A 25,362-nucleotide genomic window follows, 5' to 3' on the forward strand; every position below is an offset into this window, starting at 1 on the left:
GAATCGTTCCGGGTGCGCCATGGAAAACCCCGCCTGACTAACGGTCTGGCGGGGTTTTCCTTGTCTACGGTACCGAACCGTTCGTTCGAAAATGGGGAGCGCCGCTGCGACGCTCCCGCAATTCATCCCGGTTATTTCGCCTGCCAGACATAAGGCCCGACGACGGTGCCGACGAAGCCGCTTGCAACCTTCGTGCTGAGGAAGCGGACGTCGACGTCGCTCCTGAGCGTCCGCTTCGCGCCGCCCGTCATATAGTCGAACGCCATCGTGCCGCGATCGGCACGGATGGTCAGGGTGACCGGCGCGTTGTTCGCGACCGGGGCGGCGGCGACCAGTTCCTCGGCCCCCTTGTTCCGCGTGTAGAGCGCGACGACCCGCTTGCCGTCCAGCCGGGTGACGCCGAAGAACAGATAATTTTCGTCATTCTGCATCGCCGCCAGCCCGGCACGGTCGCCGTCGCGCTGCGGCGTGAAGGCGACCGTCGTGCCCATCGTCGCGATATGATGCTGCTGGCGTCGACCGACAAAGCCCGGCACTCCATTTAGGTCGCCGATCGGCGCGCCGCCGTCGATCAGCAACTCCCCACCGGCCACGCGATACACCGGTGCCTTGGGCGTCCGCACGCCGATCCACTGCATGGCCAGCGTGTTGCCGTCGAACTCGTCGACATAGCCGAAGTTACCGCTGGTCGGCAGCTTTGGCGCGGGCTGGCGCGGCAGCTTCGGGCGCGCGGCGACGAACGGTACGCGCTGTCCGGCGGGCAGGATCGTCGGCCAGCCGTCCTTCCACGTCACCGGCAGGAGGAACGTCTCGCGCCCGATATTGTAGTAATCGTCGCCATAGGGGCGCACCGCGAGGAAGGTCGCCCACCAGTCGCCATTCTGCGTCTGGACCAGCTTGGCATGGCCCGCCGCCGATACCGGATCGGCGCGGTCGCCGGGCAGGTCGCGCTGGGTCAGGATCGGGTTGCCGCTCCACGGCGTGAACGGCCCGCGCAGGCTTTTGGAACGGAAGGCGACCTGCGAATGGTTGACGCTGGTCCCGCCCTCGGCAGCGGTCAGATAATACCAGCCGTCCTTGCGGAAGATGTGCGGTCCTTCGATCCACACTGGCTTCTTGGTGATGTCGACGCCGCCGTTGATGAGCTGCGTCGATGCACCGACCATCTGGCCGGCGCGCCAGTCATATTCCTGCACCCAGATTGCGCGGTGGCCGTCATAGCGCGGCGGCTCGTTCGGCGCGCGGTTGTTGACGATATAGGCGCGGTCCCCCTCCCAGTAGATCGACGGGTCGATACCCTCGAACGGCAGCCAGATCGGGTTCGACCATGGGCCTTTCGGGTCCTTGGCAGTAATGACGAAATTGCCTTTGCACGCGACGCAGGTGTTGACGATGTAGAAGGTGCCGTCGTGATAGGATATGTCGGGTGCGAACACCGCTTCCGACACGCGCCGCCCGGTGAAATCGAGCTGTTCGGGCCGGCTGATCGCGTTGGCGATCTGGGTCCAGCTGACCAGATCCTTCGAATGGAAGATCGGCAGCCCCGGAAAATGGGCGAAGGACGACAGCACGAGATAATAGTCGTCGCCGACGCGGGTGACCGACGGGTCGGGATAATAGCCCGACAGGATCGGATTGCGATACTGGTCGGGGCCGGGCGTCGCACGTTCGACGCTGCGGCCTTCATAGGTGAAGCGGCTGAACCGCGCCGGTTCGGCAAGTGCGGTGGTGCTGGCGATGAGGGCCAGTCCGGTCATCAGAGGTCGGAGCATCACTTGTTCCTGTCGCAATGGGGATGGGGTCAGGCGTCGAGGCGGTAAAGGCCGGCACCGTGCGGCGGCAGATCGGCCTCGACCCGTGTGGAGGCGGTGCCGATGTCGCGGCGCGCCCACAGGTCGCGGACCCGGACCGGACCGTTCAGCTTCAACCAGCGCAGATCGACGCCGGTTTTCCGTGGCTTGTCGCCCGGATTGAACAGCGCGAGGTAGGTGCCGCCATTCGCTGCCCTTGCGGTCCAGGCGCGCATCCCGTCCTGCACATGCAGCGGGCGGTTGGCGGTGCTGGCCTGGTTGACGGCGATGACTTCCGGGTTGGTCAGCAGTGCAAGCGTCGCCGCGTCGAGATGGCGCAGGTCGCCGCCCATGATGAGCGGCGATCGCGCGATCGACCATAGGGTCATCAACGTGCGCTGTTCGGCCGGGGTGAACTTGGTGTCGCGCTTGCCGAGTGCCAGTCGGCCGAGCGGCAGCATGTCGGCATCGGGCCAGCCGCCCGGACCCGCAAAACGCTGCCAATTCTCCAGCCGGACGAACTGCGCGTCGAGCAGCGGCCATTCGTCCCAGAAATCGTCGCTGATGCGCCACATCTGCGCGTGCGTGCGGACATGATCGCCGCTTGCGACCGGCGTTTCGCCGGGGGAGAGGCTCAGCAGGATCGGGCGGCCCGAGCGTTTGATCGCCGCGCTCGCTGCTTCGATCTCCGGCGCGTGCGCGTCATAGGGGCGGCTCATATCGTCCATCTTGACCAGATCGACGCCCCATTCGGCATATTGCGCGAACACGCTGTCATAATAGGCCTGCGCGCCCGGCCGGCGCATGTCGACGCCGTACATGTCGCCATTCCACGAACAGATGCTCGACGGGTCGGCAATGTCCTGCGCGCGGTAGCGGGTCCCGAGGATCGGCAAGTTGCGGCGCACCGCCTCGCGCGGGATGCCGCGCATCAGGTGGATACCGAATTGCAGGCCAATGCCATGAACCTGATCGGCGATGGCGCGAAAGCCGCGACCATCGGCGGCGGAGGGGAAGCGTTTCGGATCGGGCTGCAATCGGCCATAACCGTCGAGCACCGGCACTGCATCGGCGCGATATTCGTAGCCGGTGGCGCCGGGTTCATACCATTGGATATCGATGGTGAAGATCGAATAGCCGGCGGGCAGCAGCTTGTCGCGCATGATCCGCGCGGTCTGCAGCGCTTGCGCTTCGGTGATCGTCGTGGCGAAGCTGTTCCAGCTGTTCCACCCCATCGGCGGCGTCTGGGCGAGCTTTGCCTTGGTCCGCGGTGCCGCTCGCGCCGCGCCGGCAATGATCGGTGCCGCGCCTGCCGCACCGATCAGTCCGCGCCGTGTGATTCCGTCGGTCGTCATGCCCCGTTCCCCCAATTATCGGTCGAGCAGCGCGGCATCGCCCCACACCACCGGATCGTTGAACCGTGCGCCGCGCTCGCCCGCGGCGACCAGTTCGATCAGCTTGACGCCGCGCACGTCGGCGGCGATCGGTGCGGCGGTCTCACCGAAGCGCAGCGGCTTCGACGAGGCGAGCAGTCTGCCGTCACCATAGATGCGGAAGGTCACCGGATAGCGGCGGTCGCGCGCGCTGTCGTCGACGCCGACCGTCGCGGTGAAGCGCCGCGCGGTCGTGTTGCGGACCTCGATCCGCGAATTGGCAAGCACGCCGATCGCGGTTTGGAAGCGGCGCCCCGCGACGCCCGCCGTCTCGCCATAGGGGGTGCTGTCGGCCTGCGCGCCGCCCCAGCCGCCATAGCGCGGCCGCTCGCCATCACCACGCGAACTGCGCCATGGCAGCATCCCGCGATGGATCAGCGGCTCGACCTCCGGCACGACGACGCCGTCCACCGCCGGGTTCACCCGGCCGGGCATTTCGGACAGATACCGTCCGTCGGCCAGCCGCCGCGTGCCGCGTGCGACGAAGGCCAGCGTCTCGTGTGCCGCCAGTTGCAATTTGCGTTCGCCCCGGAAGCGGCTGGCCGTACCGCGCCAGAGGTCGGTCAGGTCGATATCGGCATCGCTTAGCAGCTTCAGATGATCGGCGGTCAGCACCGCCTCGACCGGCTGGTTCAGCCGGTTCAGGATCGCCACCGCCTTGTCGCCACTGGCCAGCGTCTTGACGAAAATCTGCACATCGTCGCTGTCATGCGCCAGCACCGCCTGATTGCCCGCTGCATCCTGATTGAGCGCGATGATCCGCTCGTTGCCGAGGATCGCGAGCAGTTCGGGCGTCGCCTTGCGCAGGTCATAGCCGATCAGCAGCGGCGCATTGACCATCGCCCACAGCGTGAAGTGCGATCGCGCCTCGGTCAGATGGCTGGCATCGAATTCGCCAGTGCCGACGAACAGCATGTCGGTATCGTTCCACGACCCCGGATGGGCATAGAGCGGGCGACGCGCCGTGCTGTCGAGATTATGAAGCATCCGACTCCAAGTGGCAGATATATCCTCGCTGGTGCGCGACGTGCCGCCGATATTGCGGCCCCACGACCGGATATCGGCCGCCCCCCACAGGCACAGCGATAGGATATAGTCGCCATCGGGATTGTGCCGCCGCAGCGCGCTCGCGACATCCTCGTACAGCTTGCGGGTAGCGGGAATGTCGGTGCGACCGAGCGAGTCGACATCGACCAGCGGCTGGAACACCCGGTGCCGCCCGCCGCGCACCGCCGGACTGTCCGGCCCAAGCCCGCGAATGCCGCAACCATCGACCTTGATGTAATCGAAACCCCATTCGGCGAAATAGGTCCGGATGTCGCCATCGACATGGCCGTACAGCCCGATTTCCCGTTCCAGTACCGACCCTTGCGGCTGGTTCGGCATATTCGACGTGAACACCTGGCCACAGGAATTGCGGCCGATGTCCGAATAGATGCCGGCCTTCAGCCCCATGGCGTGCAGCCGATCGGTCAGCGGGCGAAAGCTGGTATTGCCATCGGCGGTTCGCGCCGACGGAAAGGTATCGGTGCGGATCAGCACCCGCCCGTCCGACTGGCGCCGTTGCAGCCACCAGCCGTCATCGATGTTGACGTAGCGATAGCCCTTTTTCGCCAGCCCGGTGTCGATGATGATCGTTGCCGACGCGAGCAGCTTTTCCTCGTCGATATCGGTGTAGAAGGCGTTCCAGCTGTTCCAACCCATCGGCGGCAGCTGCGCGCGCCCTTCGGTATTCGCACTCCAGCGGCCGGTCGGGCGCAAATCCTGTGCGGCGGCGGCCAGCGGCAGCAGCGCGGCGATGCCGGCGAGCAGCCAGCGCTTCACTTCGCGGCCTTCAGCGTAAAGCTGTCGACGTCGAGGAAGCCGGCGCCGGGGGCGGGGTTATAGCAGAAGATCGCCATCTGCTCGCCCTGGAACGTTCCGGTCCGCCAGGCGAAGGCGAGCGGGAAGTCGCCACCGATCGGCTGCCAGCGTCTGCCGTCGCTGCTATAGGACAGGCGGCCCCGGTCGGTAGTGAAGTCGAGGTCCATCGCCATCCACAGATCGCGTCCGGCGATCGGCTGTGCAGCAACCCGGTTGTCGATATTCGGGCCGGTATCGGTGCTTTCGATCAGGTCCATCGCCAGCGACGCCGCGCCCTTCGCATCGCGGGTCACCGCCAGCGTCGCGCTATATTGGCCGAAGGTACCGAAGCCGCAGCGGTCGCCGCTGCGGATATCGGCGATATCGAGCTTCACCTCCGCCCGGCTGCGCGGTCCCTGCGCCTTCTGGACCAGCGTATTGCGCGCGGTCCAAAAACCGTCCGCCTGGGTCGGGCGCAGCCGCAGGAAGCCCGGCCGCTGCGTCAGCGACCAGCGCGCGTCGATCGGGTTGTGGTTCCACTGCCATTGCAGCCCGAGCTTCGACCCGGAAAAATCGTCGGAGGTCGCAGGTTCGACAAAGGGAAAGCCCTTGATCGGCTTGGCCGCACGCTCTGGCACCCGGTCGGGCGCATCCGGCGTACCCCAGACCGGCCAGTCGTCACGCCAGAATATGGGGCTCAGGTTCGTCATCCGACCGATCGAACCGGAATCGATCATCACGAAACCGACCCAGTTCCCGTCCGGCGTATCGACCAACGCGCCCTGATGACCGCCGCTCTTGTCGTCGATCTGCGGCCGGGTTTCCCACGGCCCGTACAGGCTCTTCGCGCGCGATACCGTCAGGCCCAGCCGGCGCGGGATCGCGTTGAACAGGTAGTAATAGTCGCCGCGGCGAATGATCTTCGATCCTTCCGCCCCGGCATTGTAATGGATCTTGCGATCGTCGACGACCTTGCGGAGATCGCGGTCGAGCTTGAGCAGCCGCGTCGTCCCGTCCGATCCGATCGCGGTGGCGATATAGGCCGAGCCGTCCGGTTCGATGAACAAGCCGGGATCGAACGCCGCCCGATCGAGCTCGTTCATCGTCCAGGCTCCACGCGGATCACGGGTGCGGTAGATGCGCGTATTCTGCCCGACCGGGGTCACCGCGATATAGAAGGTGCCGGCGTGATGGCGCAGGCTGGCTGCGAACAGGCCGCGCCGATAGGCGTTCTTGCCATCGGTCAGGTTATATTCGGGCCGATCGTCCAGCCGGGGTACGACATGGCCGATGATCTGCCAGTTGAGCAGATCCTTCGAATGGAGCAGTGTCAGGCCCGGCGCATTGGCGAAGGTCGTGGTGACGAAATAATAATCGCTGCCGACGCGAATGATGTCGGGATCGGGATAATCGGCATAGAGGATCGGGTTGCGATAGCTGCCATCGCCCTGATCGGCGCGCCACACCTGTGCCGGGGCGGTGCCGGCCAGCGCGGCGATGGTGACGAACAACGTCGCTCGGATCGATCTGGTAGCCAACATCGCTCTCCCTGTCCGGCGACTTGCGGCCGTTTATTGTCTGGGTATTCGCCCCGCGCCCATGCGTCAACGCCGTTCGTGGTAGCGGTAACGTATTGACCGAACTGCCGCGCTTTGATCCGAAACTGGTCCTGTCCTGCCCGATTTGACGGCGGCTGTCCGGGTCCGTAGCATCGTGTGCAAGGATCGAACCGACATCGAACCGCGGCCTATTACCTCTACATTGCGCTGCCGGCCGCCGCGTCGACGCTGAGGGCGAAGGAAGCTGTGTGAGCACGAAGGGGCAGGATATCGACATGGCCGAAATCGACGAGGGCGTCGCCGGAACGCTGTCGGACGAACCCGCCGCCCCGGCACGCAAAGGGTCGGGCCGCCGGCTACGCGGTGCGGTGGCGCATTATCTGGGTACCGCCATCGTGTCCGGCCGGATCGCGCCGGGCGAATTGCTGACCGGCGAAGTCGCCAATGCCGAGGCGCTGGACGTCTCGCGCAGCGCCTATCGCGAAGCAGTGCAGGTGCTGACCGCCAAGGGGCTGGTCGAGAGCCGACCCAAGATCGGGACGCGGGTGCTGCCCCGGCGACGGTGGAATTTCCTTGACCCTATGGTGCTCGCCTGGGCGTTCGAGGGGGAGCCGAACATCGCATTCATCCGCGGTCTGTTCGAACTGCGTGCGGTCGTCGAGCCGGCGGTAGCGCGGCTGGCGGCGGAGCGGCGCGACAAAGACGATATTAAGGCGTTGCGCGCCGCGCTGGGCGGGATGCGCCGCCACACACTGGCGACCGAGGCTGGGCGTGCCGCCGACCGCGATTTCCACGATGCGCTGATCTATGCCACGCATAACGAAACATTCGTGGCCCTGAGTGCGAGCATTGGCGCGGCGGTCAACTGGACGACGCAGTTCAAGCAGCGCCAGCGCGCACTGCCCCGCGATCCGGTGCCCGATCATACCCGTGTGTTCGAGGCGGTGGCGGCTGGCGATGCGAAAGCGGCGGAGGAGGCGATGACCGCGCTCGTCTCGCTGGCGCTGGAGGATACGCGCACCGCGATGTGACGCGATCCCCATGGTGCAAACGCGACGGTAGCGCCGCCCGCGCGGCTGTTGCATGGTAGCGCTCACAATAGTCGGGGAGGGGTTATGCGTTCGATTCGGGCTCTGGCAGGCTGCGCGCTGTCGGCATCGCTGTTGTGGAGCATGGCGGCCCATGCGCAATCGGCGGCGCCAACGCTCGCTAATATCTTCGGCGATCACGCGGTGCTGCAGCGCGACCGCCCGATCGCGATCTGGGGCAATGCCGCGCCCGGCACGGCGGTCACCGTCAAGCTGAACGATCGCAGCGTCACGGCGCAGACCGGCAGCGACGGCAAATGGCGCGCGACGCTCCCGTCGATGCCGGCGGGCGGCCCCTACACACTGGACGTCCGCACCGGCACGGCATCGGTGCAGCGCCTGTCCGACATCATGATCGGCGACGTGTTCCTGTGCGGCGGACAGTCGAACATGGAGTTTCAGGTCAAGCATGCCACCGGCCTCGAAGTGATCCCGTCGGCTAACGACGCCGCGTTGCGCTTCACGACCATCCCCGACAGCAGCAAGACTGCGCCCGCCGGCGATCTCGCCAAGCGGGTCGATTGGCGCAGCGTCACGCCCGAGACGGTCGGCGACGCATCGGCGGTCTGCTATTTCATGGCGCGTTCTCTGCGTGGGACCGAGAAGGTGCCGATGGGGATCATCGCCTCCGAATGGGGCGGCACCCGCATCGAAAGCTGGATCAGCGCGCCGGCGCTGGCGACACAGCCCAGCTTTACCGAGGGCCTGAACGCGATCGCGATGTTCGACCGCGATCCGGCGGCGGCGACGGCTGCGGACGGGGTGCGGCGCGAAAAGGCATGGGAAGCGCTCGACCCGGCGGCCAGGACCGAACGCGCGTTCCGCAACGCCGATTACGACGATCGCAAATGGGCGACGGTGCCTGCGCAGTATGAGCAACTGCCCGCTGCCGACCGCGATCGGCTGGGCGGGGTCGTCTGGCTGCGTACGACGGTTGACCTGACCCCGGCACAAGTTGCGTCCGCGCAGACGCTGCGGCTGGGGCCGATCGGACGCTATGACGAAACCTATGTCAACGGCCGTTTCGTCGGCGGGGGCAGCGTCGACTGGGCTTGGCGCAACTATGGCATCCCGGCCGGCATGCTGCGCGCAGGGCGCAACGTCATCGCGATCCGCACGGTCGGCCCTAAGCAGGACGGGCGCTTCACCGACATGAGCATCCGTACCATCGGCCTGTCCGATGGCGGGGCGGTGCCGCTGGCGGGGCCGTGGCGCTACCGGATCGGCTCGGTGTTGAAGGACGTCGCGGTCGGTCCGGCGCCATGGGACGTGCCGAACAGCCTGACCACGCTCTACAACGGCATGATCGCGCCGATCGCGCCATACGGGCTCAAGCTGGCGGCCTGGTATCAGGGTGAATCGAACACCGGGCAGGCTGCAGCCTATCGCGGGTTGATGTCGACGCTGATGGCCGATTGGCGGCGCGCCTTCGCCGCACCCGAGCTGCCGTTCTTCGTCGTGCAACTGACCAGCTATGGCAAGCCCGCCACCGCGCCGCGCGATTCGGGCTGGGCGGCGCTGCGCCAGTCGCAGGCACAGGCGGTCGCCGCCGATGCCCATGCCGGCCTCGCCGTCACCATCGACGTCGGCGACCGGTTCGATATCCACCCGGCGCAAAAGACGGTGATCGGCGAGCGGCTGGCCCGGCTGGCGCGTGTCGTCGCCTATGGCCAGCCGGGTCTGCGCAGCGGTCCCGAAGCGGCCGAGGCGGCGCGGCAGGGCAGCGATATCGTCGTGCGCTTCCGCAACGTGACCGGCGGCCTGCAACGCTATGGCGGGGCAGGGGCGATCGGGTTCGAACGCTGCGCCGGCACCATGTGCAGCTTCGTCGACGGCCGGGTCGAGGGCGATACGGTCGTCCTGCCCGGCGCCAACCGGCCGGAGGTGACGGCGGTGCGCTACGCCTGGGCCGATGCGCCGTTCGTCAACCTGTTCGATGGCGCCGACCTGCCGGCGGCGCCGTTCGAACTGCCGGTGCGCTGACGGTCTTCGGGCGGCGGGAAGGAAGCCCCGCCGCCCGGTCGATCACCCTGCGACGAAGCTGGTCGTCGCGATGTGGTGCAGCTTGTCGACCGGTCCGCCGGCGACGCGCAGCTTCCCCGTCTCGGCCTGCGCCGCGGTCAACAGGTAGCGCCCCTTCGCCGTAACCGGCACCGTGACCGCCCCTTCGGCATCCGCAGTCATCTCGACGCTTTTGCGCTCCGGGGTGATGACGGTGATCTTGGCGGCCTTCACCGGCTTGCCGCCCTGCATCAGCGCGAAACGATGGCCACCGGCGGTGAGCGGCGCGATCTCATAGGGCATGGCGGTCGCGGTCTCGGCACGACCGGCGCGCGCATAATAGACGACGCCTTCCTTTGCCTCGGCGTCACCCCATGGCGCGAACACCGAATCGTCGGTTACGCGCACGTCGCCCGCCGGCACTAACGCTTCGAGATAGCCGACCTTGCGCTGCAACTGCGCGCCCGTCTGTCCGACGATGCGCGGCGCGACCAGTCGCTTGAATTCGGGATCACCACCCGGCGGCAGCGCCTCGGCCGGTTCGCCCAGATAGATGCGCGCCGGGCCGGTGCCGTCGCGCTCGACCCAGATTTCATGGGCATCGGCCACCGCCGGCAGCGCCAGCGCGAGAATAAAAGCCAAGGTTCGCATCGATCTCTCCTGTACGGTCCACGTCCACGACGCCATGGCTCCCGCATAGTTCTAATGAGAGTAGGTCGCAATAGCGTTGCAATGTCCATTTCGGGCCGTTAATGCGAGGCATATTGAAAGTGACTCGCAAAGGGGGAATGATGAAGCGTCCGGTACGCACGACGACGCTGGCGGGACTGCTCGCGATGTTAGCAGCGGTCCCGGCATTGGCCGAACCGGTCGTTCCGGCGGAGGGGGAATCGGACGCGCAACGTGGTGAAGAGATCATCGTCGTCGGCAAAAGCTATGGGCAGGCGGTCGGCAAGACCGTCACCCCGCTGAAGGACGTGCCGAACACCATCACCGTGATCGATCAGACGCAGTTGCAGCAACGCAACCTCTTCACCCTCGAAGACGCGCTGATCGTCACCAACGGCGTGACCGTGACCGGGATCAGCAGCGAGGACCCGTCCTATCTGTCGCGCGGCTTCACCATCAACAATTACCTCGTCGACGGCGTCCCCACCTTTGCCTTCGGCTTTCCGGCGGTCGTGCCCGACCTGTTCCTGTACGACCGGGTCGAGGTGCTGCGCGGGCCGGCCGGGCTGTTCAGCGGCGCGGGCAATCCGGCGGGCAGCATCAATCTGGTGCGCAAGCGGCCGCTCGACACCTTCGCCGTCAGCGCGCTGGCCGGCTATGGCAATTTCCAAAATGTCCGGGGTGAGGTCGACATGTCGACACCGCTCGGCGACCGCTCCGGCCTGCGCCTCGGCGCGATGGTGCAGGACCAGGACCAGTTCTTCGACATCGCCCACCGCTATCGCTTCGCGGCATTCGGCGTGGCCGATACCGAGATCGGCGATCGCACGACGCTGACCGTCGGTGGCAATTACGACCTGTTCAAACCGGCGATTCAGTCGGGCCTGCCCGGGTTCGTCGGCGGTGCGGACGGCAGCGACGGGCGGCTGCTCGACGTCGACCGTTCGACCTATCTCGGCGCCGACTGGAACCGGTTCCGTTCGGAAAGCTGGTCGGGCTTCGTCGAACTGGCGCACCGCGTCAGCGACCGGTGGACGTTGCGCGCGACCGGCCTGCTGACCAACGTCGATCGCATCGATATCTACAGCTATATCGGCAACCAGCCGGTGACGCCCGCCAATGGCGGCACCACCAACCACATCGCCTATCGCGGCGACAGCGCGATGCAGACCCGCTCGTTCGACTTCAATGGCGTCGGCAGCTTCCCCGCCTTCGGCCGCGACCAGACGCTGATCCTCGGCGCCGATTATCAGGCGAGCTCGGCGACATCGGATTTCACCCGCCTGTCCAACTATGCGCGGATCAACGTCTTCGACCCCGTCTCACCGGCCGAGCCGCCACTCGACCCCTATGGCCCGCTGCCGGCGTTCCAGGGACCGAACGGCCCGGTCACGCAGGTCTATGGTGGGTCGCTGACCGACATCGAGCAATATGGCCTGTACGGCCAGATGCGCTTGAGCCCGCTCACCGGGCTGACGCTGGTCGGCGGCGGGCGGATGACGTGGTGGGACACGACCATCACCACCACCCGTGTCGCGACCGGATCGATCCCGCTGCCCAGCCGCTACAGCTTCGACGAACGCTTCACCCCCTATGCCGGCATTGTATGGGACGTGACCGGCGACCTGAACCTCTATGCCAGCTATGCCGACAGCTTCACGCCACAGGCCCCGCCCGCCGGCCGCAGTCTGCCCGGCGGCGGTGCGGTCGAGCCGCTGATCGGCGAACAATATGAGGTCGGCAGCAAGCTGTCGCTGATGGACAAGCGGCTCCTGCTGTCGGCGGCGCTCTATCAGATCACGCAGACCAACCGCCTGTTCAACGATCCCAACGAACCGACGCTTGCCTATCAGATCGGCAAGGTCCGTGCGCGCGGCATCGAGGCGGAGGCGAGCGGCGAGATTTTGCCCGGCTGGCGGGTCAATGGTGGCTATACCTTCACCCGCACGAAATATCTGGAGGACGCCAATCCGGTGCTGGAGGGGCTCAGCCTGTTGCCGGTCATCCCGGAACATATGGTCAAGCTGTTCACCAATTACGAAGCCGGCGACGGCCCGCTCGCGGGGGCGAGCATCGGCGCGGGGGTGACCTGGTTCGACGGCACGTGGAGCGGCAACCCGCCGGTCTATAACGCCAATGGCACGCTGCGCACGCCGTCCACGATCGTGCGGCAGGGCAGCTATACGGTCGCCGACCTGCGCGCCGGATACCGGATCACCGACAATCTGTCGCTGGCGGTCAACGTCAACAACCTGTTCGACCGCAGCTATTATGCCCGTATCTCCTCGACCGGGCGGGGCAATTATTATGGCAGCCCGCGCACCGTGTTCGCCAGTGTCAGGGTGAACTTCCCGTGATCGCACAGGCGCGGCATATCCTGTGGCGGCGCTTGGCCGACAATGCGCTGCGGCTCATCGCGGCGCTGCCGGTCGGCTATGCCGTCGCCAGCCTGTGGGCGATGGCGCTGGCGCGGATATTGCCGGGCGATCCGGTGCAGACGACGATGGCGGCGGCGCTGATCGCGCTGCTGCTCTGCGCGCTCGCCGCCATGTGGGCCTATGCGGCGCGTAGCGGCTGGCGGGCGCTATGGACGTTGGTCGTGGCGGGCGCGGTCGCCGGCGCGTTCACCTGGGGATCGGTCGCCATCTGGGGGCGGATATGAGCAAGGGATTTCGCCAGTCGCAATCGACGCTGCACACCTGGTCGGGGCTGCTGCTCGGCTGGTTGCTGTTCGCGATCTTCGTCGCCGGCACCTCCGCATATTGGCGGGAGGCGCTGAACCGCTGGGCACGACCCGAACTGGCCCCAATCGCCAATCGCGAGCGGGTTGTCGAAGGCGCCGTCGCCTTCCTGAACCGCCGCGCCCCCGATGCGCAAAGTTGGTTCATCACCGTGCCCGGTACGGAGAGTGCCGGTGGCGAGGTCTTCTGGGTGCCGCAGGTCAAGCCGGGCGAGGAACGCCGCCGCGGCCGCCGCGATACCCGCGCCTTTATCGGCAGCGACGGGCAGGAGGGGACCGCCCGCGAAACCCGCGGCGGCGACTTCTTCTATCGCTTCCATTTCGACCTGCATTATGTCCCGGTCTTCTGGGCGCGCTGGCTGGTCGGCATCGCCGCGATGTTCATGCTGGTCGCGATCTTCACCGGCATCGTCACCCACAAGAAGATTTTCCGCGATTTCTTCACGCTGCGCCGGGGGAAGGGGCAGCGTAGCTGGCTCGACGGGCATAATGCGACGGCGGTGCTGGCGCTGCCGTTCCACCTGATGATTACCTATACCGGGCTGGTCACGCTGATCGCGATGCTGATGCCATGGGCGATCGTCGCCCATTACGACGATCCGACCAAATTCTATGCCGCGGTGTTCCCGGAGGCACCGGCGGTCGAGCGGACCGAACGGCCTGCACCGCTGACCCCGCTGGCCCCGGTGCTGCGCGATGCCGAACGGCGGCTGGGCGGACAGGTCGGCTATATCACCGTCTTCAATCCGGGCGATGCCGCGGCGCGGATCACGCTGACCCAGTCGGGCACGTCGATGCTGTCGGCGCGCACCCCGGCACTCGCCTATGACGGCGTGACCGGGCGGCTGACCTGGCGCGCCCCGCCGCCCGGCGGCGCGGTCGAGACGCAGGGGGTGATGGTCGGGCTACATGCCGGGCGCTTCGGCGACTATCCGATGCGCTGGCTGTATTTCCTGTGCGGCATCGCCGGATCGCTGATGGTGGCCAGCGGACTGGTGCTGTGGACGGTCAAGCGGCGCGAGCGGCTGCCCGATCCGGCGCACCCGCATTTTGGATTCCGGGTGGTCGAGCGGTTGAATGTCGGTTTCATTGCCGGCTTCCCGATCGCGATGACGCTGTATCTCTGGGCCAACCGGTTGCTGCCGGTCGACATGGCGGCACGCGCAGATGGCGAGGTCAACATGATGTTCGCCGGCTGGAGCGTGCTGTTCCTCTACGCCCTGCTGCGCAGGCCCGCACGGGCATGGGTCGAGTTGCTGGCGTTGCAGGCGGTGCTGCTGTTCGCCCTGCCGCTCTACAATATCGTCGCGCTGCCGACCGGCCTGCCCGCGACGATCGCGCACGGCGACTGGGTGCTGGCCGGTGCCGACCTGACGTTCCTCGCGCTCGGCCTGGGCTTCGGCTTCGCGGCATGGCGCGTCCATCGCTTCCGTCCGAAGGCGCGGCGTCGTGCCGCCCGCGCCGTTTCGGCGATCGACACCGCAAACTGGGCACCCGCCGAATGATCCTGCTCGCCTTACTGATAGCACTTGCCGCCTTCGCGCTGCTGGCGCTTGCCAGCGACCGGCACCGCGACCGGTGGCCGGCGATCGACCCTCGCTGGCGACGCCGCGGCGGTTGGGCGCTGGTGGTCGCGACCTTCGTCGCGGCGTTCGCAGCATGGGGGCCGGTCTATGGTGCGATCGGGGGCACCGGGCTGCTGATGTTGGGGGCGGGGGCGAGTTTCCTCGCGCTCAACCTCACCCGGCCGTAAGCGCGCTCGCCCAGGGTTCGAACGCGTCGCGGGCGCGCGACGTGTACATCTTCTTGCGGTCGGCCTTCTTCGTCCGCCCGGGAATCGGCGGCATCAGCCCGAAATTGACGTTCATCGGTTGATAGGTCTCGGCCACCGCCGCACCGGTGATGTGATGGAGCAGCGCGCCCATCGCCGTCTCGACCGGCGGAGGTGTGACGCTGCGCCCGGCCAGTTCGGCGGCAGCGAAACGTCCTGCGAGCAGGCCAACGGCGGCGCTTTCGACATAGCCTTCGCACCCCGTCATTTGCCCGGCAAAGCGCAAATGCGGCCGCGCCTTCAGCCGCAGCGTTGCATCGAGCAATTCGGGTGAGCGGATGAAGGTATTGCGATGCAGCCCGCCCAGCCTTGCGAACTCGGCATTCTCGAGCCCGGGGATGGTGCGGAACAACCGCACCTGTTCGCCATGCTTCAGCTTGGTCTGGAACCCGACGATATTCCACAGCGTGCCCGACGCATTGTCCTGCCGCAACTGCACCACCGCATGCGGCCACCGCCCGGTGCGGGGATCATCCAGCCCTACCGGCTTCATCGGGCCGAAGCGCAGCGTGTCCAGCCCGCGTTCGGCCATCACCTCGATCGGCATGCAGCCTTCGAAATAGGGGACGTTTTCCCATTCGCGAAACTCGGCCTTTTCCGCCGACAGCAGCGCGGCGTGGAAGGCCTCATATTGTTCGCGGTTCATCGCGCAGTTGATGTAATCCTTGCCGTCGCCCTTGTTCCAGCGGCTCTGGAACCATGCCTGTTCCATGTCGATCGAGTCTCGGTGGACGATCGGGGCGATCGCATCGAAGAAGGCGAGCGCCTCTGCCCCCGTCGCGCTGCCGATATCGCCGGCCAGGCCGGGCGCGGTCAGCGGCCCCGTCGCGACGATGGTCATGCCGCTGTCGGGCAGGGTGTCGATCCGTTCGCGGACGACGCTGATGTTGGGATGCGCCACCAGCGCGGCGGTGACCGCGGCGGAAAAGCCGTCACGATCGACCGCCAGCGCCGATCCCGCCGGCACCTTGTGTTCGTCGCCCTTCGCCATGATGAGCGATCCCAGCGCGCGCATCTCGGCATGCAGCAGCCCGACCGCGTTCGATTCGGCGTCGTCCGAACGGAAGCTGTTCGAACAGACCAGTTCGGCCAGATCGTCGCCCTGATGCGCGGGCGTGCTGTCGCCGCCGCCGCGCATTTCCGACAGACGGACCTTCGCCCCGGCCTGTGCCAGTTGCCACGCGGCCTCGGACCCGGCGAGCCCGCCGCCGATGATGTGAACGTCATACTGCATGACGGGGCGTCTAGGCCGGACAAGCCCAACCGGCAATGAACGTACGAAACGGACCGTCGATTTGTTGGGTTACGCGTTGGGGAAGTACGACGAAGGGAAGGCGCATGAAAATCTACACCATTGGTTACGAGGCGGTGACGGTGGCTGAATTCGTGACGGCGTTGCAGGCGGCCGGGGTCAGGCGGGTGATCGACGTGCGGGCGCTGCCGCTGTCGCGTCGGCCGGGCTTTTCTAAATCCTCGCTGGCGGCCGAACTGGCGACGCATGGGATCGATTACGTGCATCTGAAGGCGCTCGGCACGCCCAAGCGGGGGCGTGACGCGGCGAAAAAGGGCGACGTCGCGACGCTGCGCGCGGTGTATGACGAGCAACTCGAACTGCCCGAGGCGCAGGCGCAGGCGGCGATAATGCTGGGACTGGCGGCGGAAATGCCGTCGGCGCTGCTCTGCTTCGAACGCGAACCGGCACATTGCCACCGGACGTTACTGCTCGAAGCCGTAGGGCAGGGCGCGGAGATAGTAGAACTCTACGCGTAAAGATCCTCCCCGGAATGGGGAGAGGACCATGCGCAGCATGGTGGAGGGGGGCTTCCCCAAGCGATGCGTTCGCGGCCAACCCCCTCCACCATCGCCTTCGGCGGCGGTCCCCCTCCCCGTGCCGGGGAGGAATTTCAGCCGGTCACCGGCCGCTGGACTTGCCCCGCATCATCCCGGTGTAACGGCCCATACGCCACCACCACCTCCAGCGGCAGCGGCCCGTACAAATGCGGAAACAACTGCCCGCCGCGCGACGGCTCCCATTTTACCGCCTCGCCCAGCGCCTCCAGATCGACCTCCGCCACATGCAGATCATCCTGCCCGGCAAAATGCTTCTCGACCGTTTCGGTCAGTTGGTCGAAGGTCGACAGGTGGATATAGCCATCGGCCACATCCACCGGCGCCCCGTCGAAACTGCCCGCCTCCAGCACTGCCATCTGTTCGGCGGTCAGCACCTTGAAGGCGGTAGCAGGCGTCATTCCTCGATATCCTTCTCGCTGATCGTGGCGGGACCGGTCCCGTCGTCGACCATGATATCGCCCTCAACCGGCGGCAGCGCGGCGCGTTCCTCGGCGACGATCGCTTCCGCCTCGTTCTCCGGGTTCTCGTCCTCGTCGATCTTCGCGGCGGACACGACCTGTTCGCCTAGCCCCACGCGGAAGATCGTGATCCCCTGCGTATTGCGGCCCGCGACGCGGATATCGCCGACGGTGGTGCGGATCAGCTTCGCCTGATCGGTCACCAGCATCAGCTGTTCGCCATTATGCGCCGGGAAGCTCGCCACGACCGGCCCGTTGCGGTCGGAAGTGACGATATTGGTGATCCCCTGACCCCCACGCCCCGTCCGGCGATATTCGTACGCCGAAGTCCGCTTGCCGAAGCCGTTGGCGGTGACGGTCAGGATGAATTCCTCCGCCGCCTCGAACTCGGCCATGCGCTCGGCCGACAGCGTCACCTCGCGCTCGCCCTCCTTCCACGGCGCCGCCTTTAGATAGGCTTCGCGTTCGTCCGGCGTCGCATCGAACCCGCCAAGAATCGACAGCGAGATGACCTCGTCGTCCTTGCCGAGCGAAATGCCGCGCACGCCGGTCGAGGTCCGGCTCTGGAACTCGCGGACATCGGTCGCGGCGAAGCGGATCGCCTTGCCCGCCTTGGTCGCGAGCAGCACGTCGTCGGTCTCGGTCAGCAGCGCCACGCCGATCAGGCGATCGTCGCTGTCGTCGTCGAAACGCATCGCGATCTTGCCGGCAGTCGGGATATTCGCGAACGCATCCATCGAGTTGCGCCGCACCGTGCCATTTGCCGTCGCGAACATGACGTGCAGGTCGCTCCACCGCTCCTCGTCCTCGGGCAGTGGCAACACGGTCGAGATCGTCTCGCCGGCCGCCAGCGGCAGCAGGTTGACCATCGGCCGCCCGCGCGTCGCCGGCCCACCTTCGGGCAGGCGCCATACCTTCATGCGGTACACCTTGCCGGCGGTCGAGAAGAACAGCACCGGGGTATGGGTGCTGGTCACGAACAGGTTCGTGATCGCATCCTCGTCCTTGGTCGCCATGCCGGCGCGCCCCTTGCCGCCGCGCTTCTGCGCGCGGAAGGCATCGAGCGGCGTGCGCTTGATATAGCCCTGCACCGTAACGGTGACGACCATCTCCTCGCGCTCGATCAGGTCCTCGTCGTCGATGCCGTCGGCGGCCCCGGCGATCTCGGTCCGCCTGGGCGTCGCGAATTCGGCGCGGACATCGACCAGCTCCTGCCGCATTACCGCATACAGCTTGGCGCGGTTGCCGAGGATTTCGAGCAGATGGCTGATCGATCCGGCGAGCGTCTTCAGCTCCTCGCCGATCTCGTCGCGACCCAGTGCGGTCAGGCGATGGAGCCGCAGGTCGAGGATCGCGCGAACCTGCAGGTCGGACAAGCGATAGACGTCCCCGGTCGTGTCGGCTTCGACCGCCTCAACCAGCTTCAGATACGGCGCGATCTCCGCGACTGGCCATTCGCGCGCCAGCAACGCGGCCCGGGCGGCGGCGGGGCTTTCCGACCCGCGAATGATCCGCACCACCTCGTCGAGATTGGTGACCGCGATCACCAGCCCCAGCAACAGATGCGCCCGCTCGCGCGCCTTGGCCAGTTCGTACTTCGACCGCCGTGTAATGACTTCCTCGCGGAAGCCTACGAAGGCATCGATGATCTGGGCGAGGTTGAGCAGCTCGGGCCGCCCGCCACGGATCGCCAGCATGTTGGCAGCGAAGCTCGACTGCGCAGGCGTGTGCCGCCACAGCTGGTTCAGCACCACGTCGGGCGTCGCATCGCGCTTCAGGTCGATGACGATCCGCACGCCTTCGCGGTTCGATTCGTCGCGAATGTCGCTGACGCCTTCGATCCGCTTGTCCTTGGCGGCCTCGGCGATCTTTTCGACCAGCCCCGACTTGCCGACCTGGAAGGGGATTTCGGTCAGCACGATCGAGCGCCGCTCGCCGCGGGCCTCGACCATATGGCGTGAGCGCAGGATGATCGACCCGCGACCGCCGGCATAGGCTGCGCGCGCACCGGCGCGGCCGAGCATCAATGCGCCGGTCGGAAAGTCGGGTCCGGGCACGATCTCGCACAGTTCGTCATGGGTCAGTGGCTCGCCACCCTCGACCCGGCGATCGATCGTGGCGAGGCAGGCGTCGACCACCTCGCCCAGATTGTGCGGCGGGACGTTGGTCGCCATGCCGACCGCGATCCCGCCCGCGCCGTTGACCAGCAGGTTGGGGAAGCGCGCCGGCAGCACGGCGGGCTCGCGTTCCGACCCGTCATAGTTGGGCACGAAATCGACGGTATCCTTGTCGAGATCGTCGAGCAGCGCCATCGCCGACTTGGCAAGGCGCGCTTCGGTATAGCGCATCGCGGCAGGCGGATCGGGGTCCATCGACCCGAAATTGCCCTGACCGTCGATCAGCGGCAGCCGCATCGACCATGGCTGCGCCATGCGCGCCAATGCGTCGTAGATCGCGGTGTCGCCGTGCGGGTGATATTTACCCATCACGTCGCCGACGATGCGCGCCGACTTGCGATACGCCTTGCCGGGAACGAAACCGCTTTCCTGCGCCGAGAACAGGATGCGGCGGTGCACCGGCTTCAACCCGTCGCGCACGTCGGGCAGCGCGCGGGCGACGATGACGCTCATCGCATAGTCGAGATAGCTCGACCGCATCTCGTCCACGATCGAGATGGGGGCGATATCGGATGGGTCGGCGATCAGCGTCGCGTCTGTCAAAGTTCGATGCTTTCGGGGAATGTTTCGGTTGGGCGACAACCTAGCCGCTCGGGTCGCGAAAGCCAAGCGTTGCGGCTCGGTTCGGCCGCCACCCGGAACATGCTGCGGCGCAAAAGGTTGCCCCGGCCATGCGCGACATTCAACGCTTCCTGAACACGCTGCCGCCGGCCGCCACCGATCTCGCGACGATCGCGATCTCGGTACTCGCCGCGCTGCTGCTGCACCTGATCCTGTTCCGGTTGCTGCAACGCTTTGCCGAGCGGACGCCGGGGTCGGTCGACGACGTCTATGTCGACCATGCGTGGCGGCCGATGCGCTGGATATTGGTGGCGATGGCGCTGGCCAGCGTCCGCCGGCCGCTGCGCCTGCCCGAACGCTGGGACGATCTGTGGACACAGGTCGCCGGGCTGGTCGTGCCGCTGCTGATGGGCTGGTTCGCGATCGCGATGATCCGTGCATCGGTGAAGGCGATCGAGGTCGCGACCGACATCACCGTCGCCGATAATCTGCGCGCGCGGCGGCGGCGGACGCGCAGTGCCATATTGGGGCGGATCGCGATCATCGCCATCGGCTTCATCACCGTCTGCCTGATGCTGCTGTCGATCCCCAGCATCCGGTCAATCGGCGTCACGCTGATGGCGTCGGCGGGTCTCGCCGGCCTCGCGGTCGGTGCCGCCGCGCAGCCCGCGCTCAAGAACATCATTGCCGGCGTGCAGATGGCGTTCACCGAACCGATCCGCATCGACGACGTGGTCATCATCGAGAATGAATGGGGCCGGATCGAGGAAATCCGCCTGACCTATGTCGTCGTCCGGCTATGGGACGAACGGCGTCTCGTGGTGCCGGTGTCCAAATTCCTCGAATCGAGCTTCCAGAACTGGACGCGCACGACCAGCGGCCTGCTCGGCTCGGCCTTTTTCTGGCTCGACCCCACCACCAACATCCCGCGCCTGCGCGAGAAGTTCGAGGAGCTGGTCAAGGCCGATCCGCTCTGGGACGGCCGCGCCCATGTGTTGCAGGTGACCGACACCAAGCCCGACGCGATCGAGGTCCGCATCCTCGCCACCGCCTCCGACGCCGCGCGCGCGTTCGACCTGCGCTGTTCGCTGCGCGAGGGGATGCTGGCCTATATCCGCGACGAAATGCCCGAGGCGCTGCCGCGGCGGCGCCTCGCCATCGATTCCGCCGAGCCTATGCCCGGCGGGCCGCGATAAACGCGTCGACGTTGCGCCCCAACACCGTCATCGGCACCCCGCCGCCCTGCACGACCGCGTCGTTGAACGCCTTGAAATCATAGCGGTCGCCAAGCGCCGTCTTCGCCCGGTCGCGCAGGCGGTTGATCTCCGAATGCCCGACCTTGTATCCGCACGCTTGTCCCGGCCACGAACAATAGCGGTCGACCTCGCCGGTCACTTCGTCGACGCTCGATCCGTTGGTGCTGGCGAACCAGTCGATCGCTTGGCTGCGGGTCCAGCGCTTGGCGTGCAGCCCGGTATCGACGACCATCCGGCAGGCGCGGAACGCGATCGACTGGAGATAGCCGAGCCGCCCGACCGGATCGCCCTCATAGGCACCCAGTTCGTCGCCCAGCTGTTCGGCATAGAGCGCCCAGCCTTCCGAAAAGGCATTGAACTGCAATAGCGACCGGATCAGTGGCAGGCGGAAACTGTATTCGCCCTGCCACACATGGCCGGGAATCGCCTCGTGATAGGTCAGCGTCGGCAGCGAATAGCGGGTCCAGATGCCGGTATTGCGCAGGTTGATCCACATCTTCCCCGGCACCTTGCCGTCTATCGACCCCGGCCCGCCATAGGCGCCGGGCGCGCCCGCTTCCTCGACGACGGGGATACGCTTCACCTCGACATTGCCCGGCGCCAGCGTGTTGAACGCACGGGGCATCCGGGCGCGAATGTCGCGCAACCGGTTCTGGACCAGCTCCATGATCTGCGCACGACCGGCATCGCCCTCCGGAAAGGTGAAGCGCGGGTCCTTGCCGAGTGCCGTCATCCGCTCACCGACGCTGCCCTTGGTATAGCCGAGCGGTTTCAGGATCGCGTCCATCTGCGCCTGCAACCGCGCCAGTTCGTCGCGGCCCATCGCATGGACCTCGTCCGGGGTCATCGTCGTCGTGGTCGATGCCCGCAACGCCCAGCGGTACCAGGCATCGCCGTCGGGCCGCGCCCACATGCCCGCATCCGACGTCGCCTTCTTCCGGTCGTCCTGCAGCGCCGCCAATTGCCGTTCGAGCGCGGGTTTCACCCGGTCGCGCGCGATCGCGGTCGCCTGCGCGCCCCAGTCGCCCGGAATGTCCTTGGTCCGCCGGGTCAGCGACGTGACCACATCCCAGTCCGCAGGATCGCCACTCAGCGACTGGGTCATCTGCTTCAGCGTCTTGTCGAGCAGGAAATCGGGCGGCACCACCCCGCGCGCCGACGCCGCGCGCACCCGTGCCGTCTCGGCATCCAGTTGCGTAGCATAGCTGTCGAGCCGCGCCAGATAGGCATCGGCATCCGCCTTGGTCGCGATGCTGTGATCGCTGTCGAGGAAGCGCGGAATGTCGAGATAGGCGCCGACATTCTGAATCACGACATAGGGCGTGTTGCGCCACCCGCCGACGGCGACATCGCCATAGGGCAGGGCAAAGCCGTCGAGCGCGGTTTCGAACGCGGTCTTGACCACGTCGATATCGGTCCGCGTCGCCGGGGACAGCGGCGCGGTGTCGATGGCTTTCAACGTCGCGACATGCGCGCGCAGATGCGCGGCGATCGCGCGTTGTCCTGCCGCCGACCGATCGCCCAGTCGCGCCTTCAGCGCCGCCCGCGCGCCGGTATCGATGCCGAGACCACTGGCGCCCTCGGGCGAATCGACCAGCATCGCCTCGGCGATCCGCGACAGCGTCGCCTCGGCCGCCTTGTCGGCGGCGCTGGCGGTGGACGCGGCGGACGCGGCAGTCTGCGCGCGGGCCGGCAGGGCGGCGGCCAGTGTCGTTGCGGTGGCACCGGCGATCCAGTCGCGGCGGGTCAGTTCCATCGGCAATCCTCGTCAGCGAAGCGGTGCCGCCTTGTCCTGCGCCGCGTGGCCCTCGTCAATCGTCCGCCACGACGCTCAGCGTCGATCCGCTGACGCCGACGATCCGGACGCGGCGGCCGACGGCCAGATCGGGGCCGCGCGCGATCCAGTCGCTGTCGCCGACCCGTACCCGACCGATCCCGCCGACAATTGCTTCGACTACTATAACCTCCTGTCCGATCAGTCGCGCCGCGCGATCGTTCAGCAGCGGGTCGTCGCTGTCGACCGGATAATCGGCATACCAGCGCCGCCCGATCAGCACCGCGACCACGCTCCAAGCGCCGAACACCGCCAGTTCGGCCGGCAGGGTCAGCGCGGGGAACAGCAGCGCCAGCAGGCCGGTGATCGCCGCCGCGATGGCCACGAAGACGAGGAATACGCCCGGCACCGCCAATTCGGCCGCGCCCAGCGCCGCCGCCAGCAACAGCCAGCCATAGCCGCCGTCGATCATCGCGCCGGTGGCTCGAACGGGCCGATCGGCCGCTCCCGTACCGCCGGTGCCGGGGCAGGCGCGGGGGCGGCGGGCTTCGTCTCGCCCAACGCTTCCTTCGCCAGCTGCCCGATCCCGCCCAGCGTCCCGATCAGCTGCGTCGCCTCGACCGGGAACAGGATCGTCTTGGCATTCGGGCTGGTCGCGAACTTGCCGACCGCCTCGACATATTTCTGTGCGATGAAATAGTTGATCGCCTGCGTGCCGCCCGCCTCGATCGCATCGCTGACCACCTGCGTCGCCTTGGCCTCTGCTTCCGCGGCGCGTTCGCGCGCTTCGGAATCGCGGAACGCCGACTCGCGCCGGCCTTCTGCCTCGAGGATTCGCGCCTGTTTCTGGCCCTCGGCGCGCAGGATCTCGGAGGCGCGGGCGCCTTCGGCCTCGAGGATGTTGGCGCGCTTCTCGCGCTCGGCCTTCATCTGCCGGCCCATCGCGTTGACGATGTCGGCGGGCGGGCGGATGTCCTTGATCTCGACGCGGGTGATCTTCACGCCCCATGGATTGGTCGCGTGGTCGACCACGCCCAGCAGCCGGGCGTTGATCTCGTCGCGCTTCGACAGCGTCTCGTCGAGGTCCATCGACCCCATCACCGTGCGCAGGTTCGTGGTCGTAATCTGCTGGAGCGCGACATACAGGTCCGACACCTCATAGGCCGCCTTTGCCGGGTTAAGTACCTGAAAGAAGACGACTCCATCGGTCGAAACCATCGCATTGTCGCGGGTGATGATTTCCTGTCCCGGGATATCGATCACCTGCTCCATCATGTTAACCTTCCGGCCGACACGATAGAAGAACGCCGGGTAGAAATTGAACCCGGGCTTGGCGACCGCGGTGAAGCGGCCGAAATGTTCGATCGTATATTGATGCCCTTGCGTGACGATCTTCACGCTCGCGAACAGGTAGAGCAGCACCACCAGCACCAGTGCCGCGATCACGCCTACGATCATCGCCCATCCCCGCTTGCCTCGACCGCGACCGGTCTAGCATAGCGTCGGCATGGAACCCACCATCAGCCTTGCCCCGCGCAGCCTTTTGTTCGTGCCCGCCGCGCGCGCGAACATGATCGCGAAGGCCGCTGGACTGCCCGCCGACCTGATCGTCCTCGACCTCGAAGATTCGGTCCGCGCCGATGAAAAGGCGGCGGCGCGTGCCGCATTGCCGGCGGCGCTCGCGCTGCTCGGCGGTCGCGGCGCGGTTCGCATCAACGCGAACGACAGCGACCAATTCGCCGCCGACCTCGAAGCGATCGGCGACGTGCCGCTGGTCGTCGTGCCGAAGGTCGAACGCCCCGCCGACCTCGCCCGCCTCTCCGGACACGCCGTGCTGGCGATGATCGAGACGCCGCGCGGGGTGCTGGCGGCGGCGGACATTGCGGTGGTCCCCGGTGTCGTCGGGCTGATGATCGGGACCAACGACCTCGCCGCCGAACTGCGCCTCCCGCCCGGCAGTGGGCGGGCGGCGCTGACCGTCGCTTTGCAGAGCGTCGTGCTCGCCGCGCGCGCGGCGGGGGGCTGGGCGATCGACGGGGTCTTCAACGCGCTGGCCGACCCGGAAGGGTTGGCGCGCGAATGCGCCGAGGGGCGCGCACTCGGCTTCGATGGCAAGTCGCTGATCCATCCCGGTCAGATCGCCGCTGCCAACGCCGCCTTCTCGCCCGGTGCCGCCGAACTGGAGGAGGCAGCGGCACTGGTTGCCGCGGCGACCGGTGGGGCGGAGCGGTTCCGCGATCGGATGATTGAGGCAATGCACGTCGAAACCGCGCGAAGGTTGCTCGAACGCGCGCGTTGACGCTTGCCCGTCACGTTTCGGATCGATAGTGGG

20 protein-coding genes and 1 tRNA gene (1 of these 21 cut by a window edge) are annotated in these 25,362 nt (G+C 66.9%); 10 read left to right on the forward strand and 11 right to left on the reverse strand.

Features of this window, described 5'->3' with window-relative positions:
• A tRNA-Arg gene (locus ACTHQV_RS16165) sits at window positions 1-20 on the forward strand; it begins 157 nt to the left of the window's first position.
• 111 nt (window positions 21-131) lie between these two features.
• Here the strand turns inward: ACTHQV_RS16165 and ACTHQV_RS16170 are convergent.
• Genes ACTHQV_RS16170 through ACTHQV_RS16185 form a run of 4 tightly spaced genes read right to left on the reverse strand, consistent with a single transcriptional unit; the run spans window position 132 to window position 6,606 of the window.
• The gene (locus tag ACTHQV_RS16170; RefSeq protein ID WP_440491733.1) at window positions 132-1,772 is read right to left on the reverse strand and encodes a glycoside hydrolase family 43 protein; all 1,641 of its coding nucleotides are present in this window, start codon (window positions 1,770-1,772) and stop codon (window positions 132-134) included.
• A 29-nt stretch (window positions 1,773-1,801) separates the two neighbouring features.
• Window positions 1,802-3,145: a glycoside hydrolase family 27 protein gene (locus tag ACTHQV_RS16175; protein WP_440491735.1), complete on the reverse strand. Its 1,344-nt coding sequence runs from the start codon at window positions 3,143-3,145 to the stop codon at window positions 1,802-1,804.
• A gap of 15 nt (window positions 3,146-3,160) precedes the next feature.
• Entirely contained in the window at window positions 3,161-5,047 is a 1,887-nt protein-coding gene (locus tag ACTHQV_RS16180; protein WP_440491737.1) for an NPCBM/NEW2 domain-containing protein, read from the reverse strand.
• Window positions 5,044-6,606, reverse strand: coding sequence for a glycoside hydrolase family 43 protein (locus ACTHQV_RS16185; RefSeq protein ID WP_440491738.1), 1,563 nt, complete (start codon window positions 6,604-6,606; stop codon window positions 5,044-5,046). Before ACTHQV_RS16185 ends, ACTHQV_RS16180 begins: the two co-directional genes overlap by 4 nt.
• 293 nt (window positions 6,607-6,899) lie before the next feature.
• On the opposite strand from ACTHQV_RS16185, the gene ACTHQV_RS16190 reads away from it, so the two are divergent.
• Together ACTHQV_RS16190 and ACTHQV_RS16195 are read left to right on the forward strand one after the other, a co-directional pair.
• On the forward strand, window positions 6,900-7,655 hold the full coding sequence (locus ACTHQV_RS16190; protein WP_440491817.1) for a FadR/GntR family transcriptional regulator: 756 nt from the start codon (window positions 6,900-6,902) through the stop codon (window positions 7,653-7,655).
• A gap of 84 nt (window positions 7,656-7,739) precedes the next feature.
• Entirely contained in the window at window positions 7,740-9,695 is a 1,956-nt protein-coding gene (locus tag ACTHQV_RS16195) for a sialate O-acetylesterase (protein ID WP_440491739.1), read from the forward strand.
• A gap of 42 nt (window positions 9,696-9,737) precedes the next feature.
• On the opposite strand, the gene ACTHQV_RS16200 is transcribed toward ACTHQV_RS16195, so the two are convergent.
• Window positions 9,738-10,364, reverse strand: coding sequence for a DUF4198 domain-containing protein (locus ACTHQV_RS16200; RefSeq protein WP_440491741.1), 627 nt, complete (start codon window positions 10,362-10,364; stop codon window positions 9,738-9,740).
• Window positions 10,365-10,504: 140 nt separating this feature from the next.
• Here ACTHQV_RS16200 and ACTHQV_RS16205 point away from each other — a divergent pair, with 140 nt between their 5' ends.
• From ACTHQV_RS16205 to ACTHQV_RS16220, 4 genes are read left to right on the forward strand one after another with little or no spacing between them, the layout of a single operon-like run.
• Complete coding sequence (locus tag ACTHQV_RS16205; RefSeq protein ID WP_440491743.1) at window positions 10,505-12,739, forward strand: TonB-dependent siderophore receptor; 2,235 nt, start codon at window positions 10,505-10,507, stop codon at window positions 12,737-12,739.
• Window positions 12,736-13,044: a hypothetical protein gene (locus ACTHQV_RS16210; protein ID WP_440491744.1), complete on the forward strand. Its 309-nt coding sequence runs from the start codon at window positions 12,736-12,738 to the stop codon at window positions 13,042-13,044. The genes ACTHQV_RS16205 and ACTHQV_RS16210 overlap by 4 nt, the downstream gene beginning before the upstream one ends.
• Window positions 13,041-14,627 (forward strand): PepSY-associated TM helix domain-containing protein, encoded by a 1,587-nt coding sequence (locus tag ACTHQV_RS16215; RefSeq protein ID WP_440491746.1) that lies wholly within the window; start codon window positions 13,041-13,043, stop codon window positions 14,625-14,627. The genes ACTHQV_RS16210 and ACTHQV_RS16215 overlap by 4 nt, the downstream gene beginning before the upstream one ends.
• On the forward strand, window positions 14,624-14,875 hold the full coding sequence (locus ACTHQV_RS16220; RefSeq protein WP_440491747.1) for a DUF3325 family protein: 252 nt from the start codon (window positions 14,624-14,626) through the stop codon (window positions 14,873-14,875). The genes ACTHQV_RS16215 and ACTHQV_RS16220 overlap by 4 nt, the downstream gene beginning before the upstream one ends.
• Here ACTHQV_RS16220 and trmFO read toward each other — a convergent pair.
• Complete coding sequence (gene trmFO / locus ACTHQV_RS16225; RefSeq protein ID WP_440491749.1) at window positions 14,862-16,187, reverse strand: methylenetetrahydrofolate--tRNA-(uracil(54)-C(5))-methyltransferase (FADH(2)-oxidizing) TrmFO; 1,326 nt, start codon at window positions 16,185-16,187, stop codon at window positions 14,862-14,864. The genes ACTHQV_RS16220 and trmFO overlap by 14 nt on opposite strands.
• Window positions 16,188-16,291: 104 nt before the next feature.
• Between trmFO and ACTHQV_RS16230 the strand changes: the two genes are divergently transcribed.
• Entirely contained in the window at window positions 16,292-16,723 is a 432-nt protein-coding gene (locus ACTHQV_RS16230; protein ID WP_440491750.1) for a DUF488 domain-containing protein, read from the forward strand.
• A 134-nt stretch (window positions 16,724-16,857) separates the two neighbouring features.
• On the opposite strand, the gene ACTHQV_RS16235 is transcribed toward ACTHQV_RS16230, so the two are convergent.
• Together ACTHQV_RS16235 and gyrA are read right to left on the reverse strand one after the other, a co-directional pair.
• The gene (locus tag ACTHQV_RS16235; protein WP_440491752.1) at window positions 16,858-17,202 is read right to left on the reverse strand and encodes a DUF952 domain-containing protein; all 345 of its coding nucleotides are present in this window, start codon (window positions 17,200-17,202) and stop codon (window positions 16,858-16,860) included.
• Window positions 17,199-19,982: a DNA gyrase subunit A gene (gyrA, locus tag ACTHQV_RS16240; protein WP_440491754.1), complete on the reverse strand. Its 2,784-nt coding sequence runs from the start codon at window positions 19,980-19,982 to the stop codon at window positions 17,199-17,201. Before gyrA ends, ACTHQV_RS16235 begins: the two co-directional genes overlap by 4 nt.
• Before the next feature lie 128 nt (window positions 19,983-20,110).
• Between gyrA and ACTHQV_RS16245 the strand changes: the two genes are divergently transcribed.
• Window positions 20,111-21,196, forward strand: coding sequence for a mechanosensitive ion channel family protein (locus tag ACTHQV_RS16245; protein ID WP_440491756.1), 1,086 nt, complete (start codon window positions 20,111-20,113; stop codon window positions 21,194-21,196).
• Here ACTHQV_RS16245 and ACTHQV_RS16250 read toward each other — a convergent pair.
• The 3 genes from ACTHQV_RS16250 to ACTHQV_RS16260 are packed head-to-tail and all read right to left on the reverse strand — an operon-like array spanning window position 21,174 to window position 24,488.
• Window positions 21,174-23,012 carry a DUF885 domain-containing protein gene (locus ACTHQV_RS16250; protein ID WP_440491758.1) on the reverse strand — a complete coding sequence of 613 codons (1,839 nt, stop codon included), beginning with the start codon at window positions 23,010-23,012 and terminating at the stop codon, window positions 21,174-21,176. The two genes, ACTHQV_RS16245 and ACTHQV_RS16250, sit on opposite strands and share 23 nt — an antisense overlap.
• A 55-nt stretch (window positions 23,013-23,067) precedes the next feature.
• Entirely contained in the window at window positions 23,068-23,502 is a 435-nt protein-coding gene (locus ACTHQV_RS16255) for an NfeD family protein (protein ID WP_440491760.1), read from the reverse strand.
• Window positions 23,499-24,488: an SPFH domain-containing protein gene (locus tag ACTHQV_RS16260; RefSeq protein WP_440491762.1), complete on the reverse strand. Its 990-nt coding sequence runs from the start codon at window positions 24,486-24,488 to the stop codon at window positions 23,499-23,501. Before ACTHQV_RS16260 ends, ACTHQV_RS16255 begins: the two co-directional genes overlap by 4 nt.
• A 49-nt stretch (window positions 24,489-24,537) precedes the next feature.
• Between ACTHQV_RS16260 and ACTHQV_RS16265 the strand changes: the two genes are divergently transcribed.
• Window positions 24,538-25,329: an HpcH/HpaI aldolase/citrate lyase family protein gene (locus ACTHQV_RS16265; protein ID WP_440491764.1), complete on the forward strand. Its 792-nt coding sequence runs from the start codon at window positions 24,538-24,540 to the stop codon at window positions 25,327-25,329.
• Window positions 25,330-25,362 lie beyond the last annotated feature (33 nt).

The organism is Sphingomonas sp. SAFR-052 (assembly GCF_051965015.1).
Classification (GTDB): domain Bacteria; phylum Pseudomonadota; class Alphaproteobacteria; order Sphingomonadales; family Sphingomonadaceae; genus Sphingomonas.

What these genes read in the sequence shown, in the direction of transcription:
- ACTHQV_RS16170 (WP_440491733.1), bottom strand. Translation starts at nt 1,772, where the DNA reads ATGCTCCGACCTCTGATGACCGGACTGGCCCTCATCGCCAGCACCACC.
- ACTHQV_RS16175 (WP_440491735.1), bottom strand. Translation starts at nt 3,145, where the DNA reads ATGACGACCGACGGAATCACACGGCGCGGACTGATCGGTGCGGCAGGC.
- ACTHQV_RS16185 (WP_440491738.1), bottom strand. Translation starts at nt 6,606, where the DNA reads ATGTTGGCTACCAGATCGATCCGAGCGACGTTGTTCGTCACCATCGCC.
- ACTHQV_RS16190 (WP_440491817.1), top strand. Translation starts at nt 6,900, where the DNA reads ATGGCCGAAATCGACGAGGGCGTCGCCGGAACGCTGTCGGACGAACCC.
- ACTHQV_RS16195 (WP_440491739.1), top strand. Translation starts at nt 7,740, where the DNA reads ATGCGTTCGATTCGGGCTCTGGCAGGCTGCGCGCTGTCGGCATCGCTG.
- ACTHQV_RS16200 (WP_440491741.1), bottom strand. Translation starts at nt 10,364, where the DNA reads ATGCGAACCTTGGCTTTTATTCTCGCGCTGGCGCTGCCGGCGGTGGCC.
- ACTHQV_RS16205 (WP_440491743.1), top strand. Translation starts at nt 10,505, where the DNA reads ATGAAGCGTCCGGTACGCACGACGACGCTGGCGGGACTGCTCGCGATG.
- ACTHQV_RS16215 (WP_440491746.1), top strand. Translation starts at nt 13,041, where the DNA reads ATGAGCAAGGGATTTCGCCAGTCGCAATCGACGCTGCACACCTGGTCG.
- ACTHQV_RS16220 (WP_440491747.1), top strand. Translation starts at nt 14,624, where the DNA reads ATGATCCTGCTCGCCTTACTGATAGCACTTGCCGCCTTCGCGCTGCTG.
- trmFO (WP_440491749.1), bottom strand. Translation starts at nt 16,187, where the DNA reads ATGCAGTATGACGTTCACATCATCGGCGGCGGGCTCGCCGGGTCCGAG.
- ACTHQV_RS16230 (WP_440491750.1), top strand. Translation starts at nt 16,292, where the DNA reads ATGAAAATCTACACCATTGGTTACGAGGCGGTGACGGTGGCTGAATTC.
- ACTHQV_RS16235 (WP_440491752.1), bottom strand. Translation starts at nt 17,202, where the DNA reads ATGACGCCTGCTACCGCCTTCAAGGTGCTGACCGCCGAACAGATGGCA.
- ACTHQV_RS16245 (WP_440491756.1), top strand. Translation starts at nt 20,111, where the DNA reads ATGCGCGACATTCAACGCTTCCTGAACACGCTGCCGCCGGCCGCCACC.
- ACTHQV_RS16250 (WP_440491758.1), bottom strand. Translation starts at nt 23,012, where the DNA reads ATGGAACTGACCCGCCGCGACTGGATCGCCGGTGCCACCGCAACGACA.
- ACTHQV_RS16255 (WP_440491760.1), bottom strand. Translation starts at nt 23,502, where the DNA reads ATGATCGACGGCGGCTATGGCTGGCTGTTGCTGGCGGCGGCGCTGGGC.
- ACTHQV_RS16260 (WP_440491762.1), bottom strand. Translation starts at nt 24,488, where the DNA reads ATGATCGTAGGCGTGATCGCGGCACTGGTGCTGGTGGTGCTGCTCTAC.
- ACTHQV_RS16265 (WP_440491764.1), top strand. Translation starts at nt 24,538, where the DNA reads ATGGAACCCACCATCAGCCTTGCCCCGCGCAGCCTTTTGTTCGTGCCC.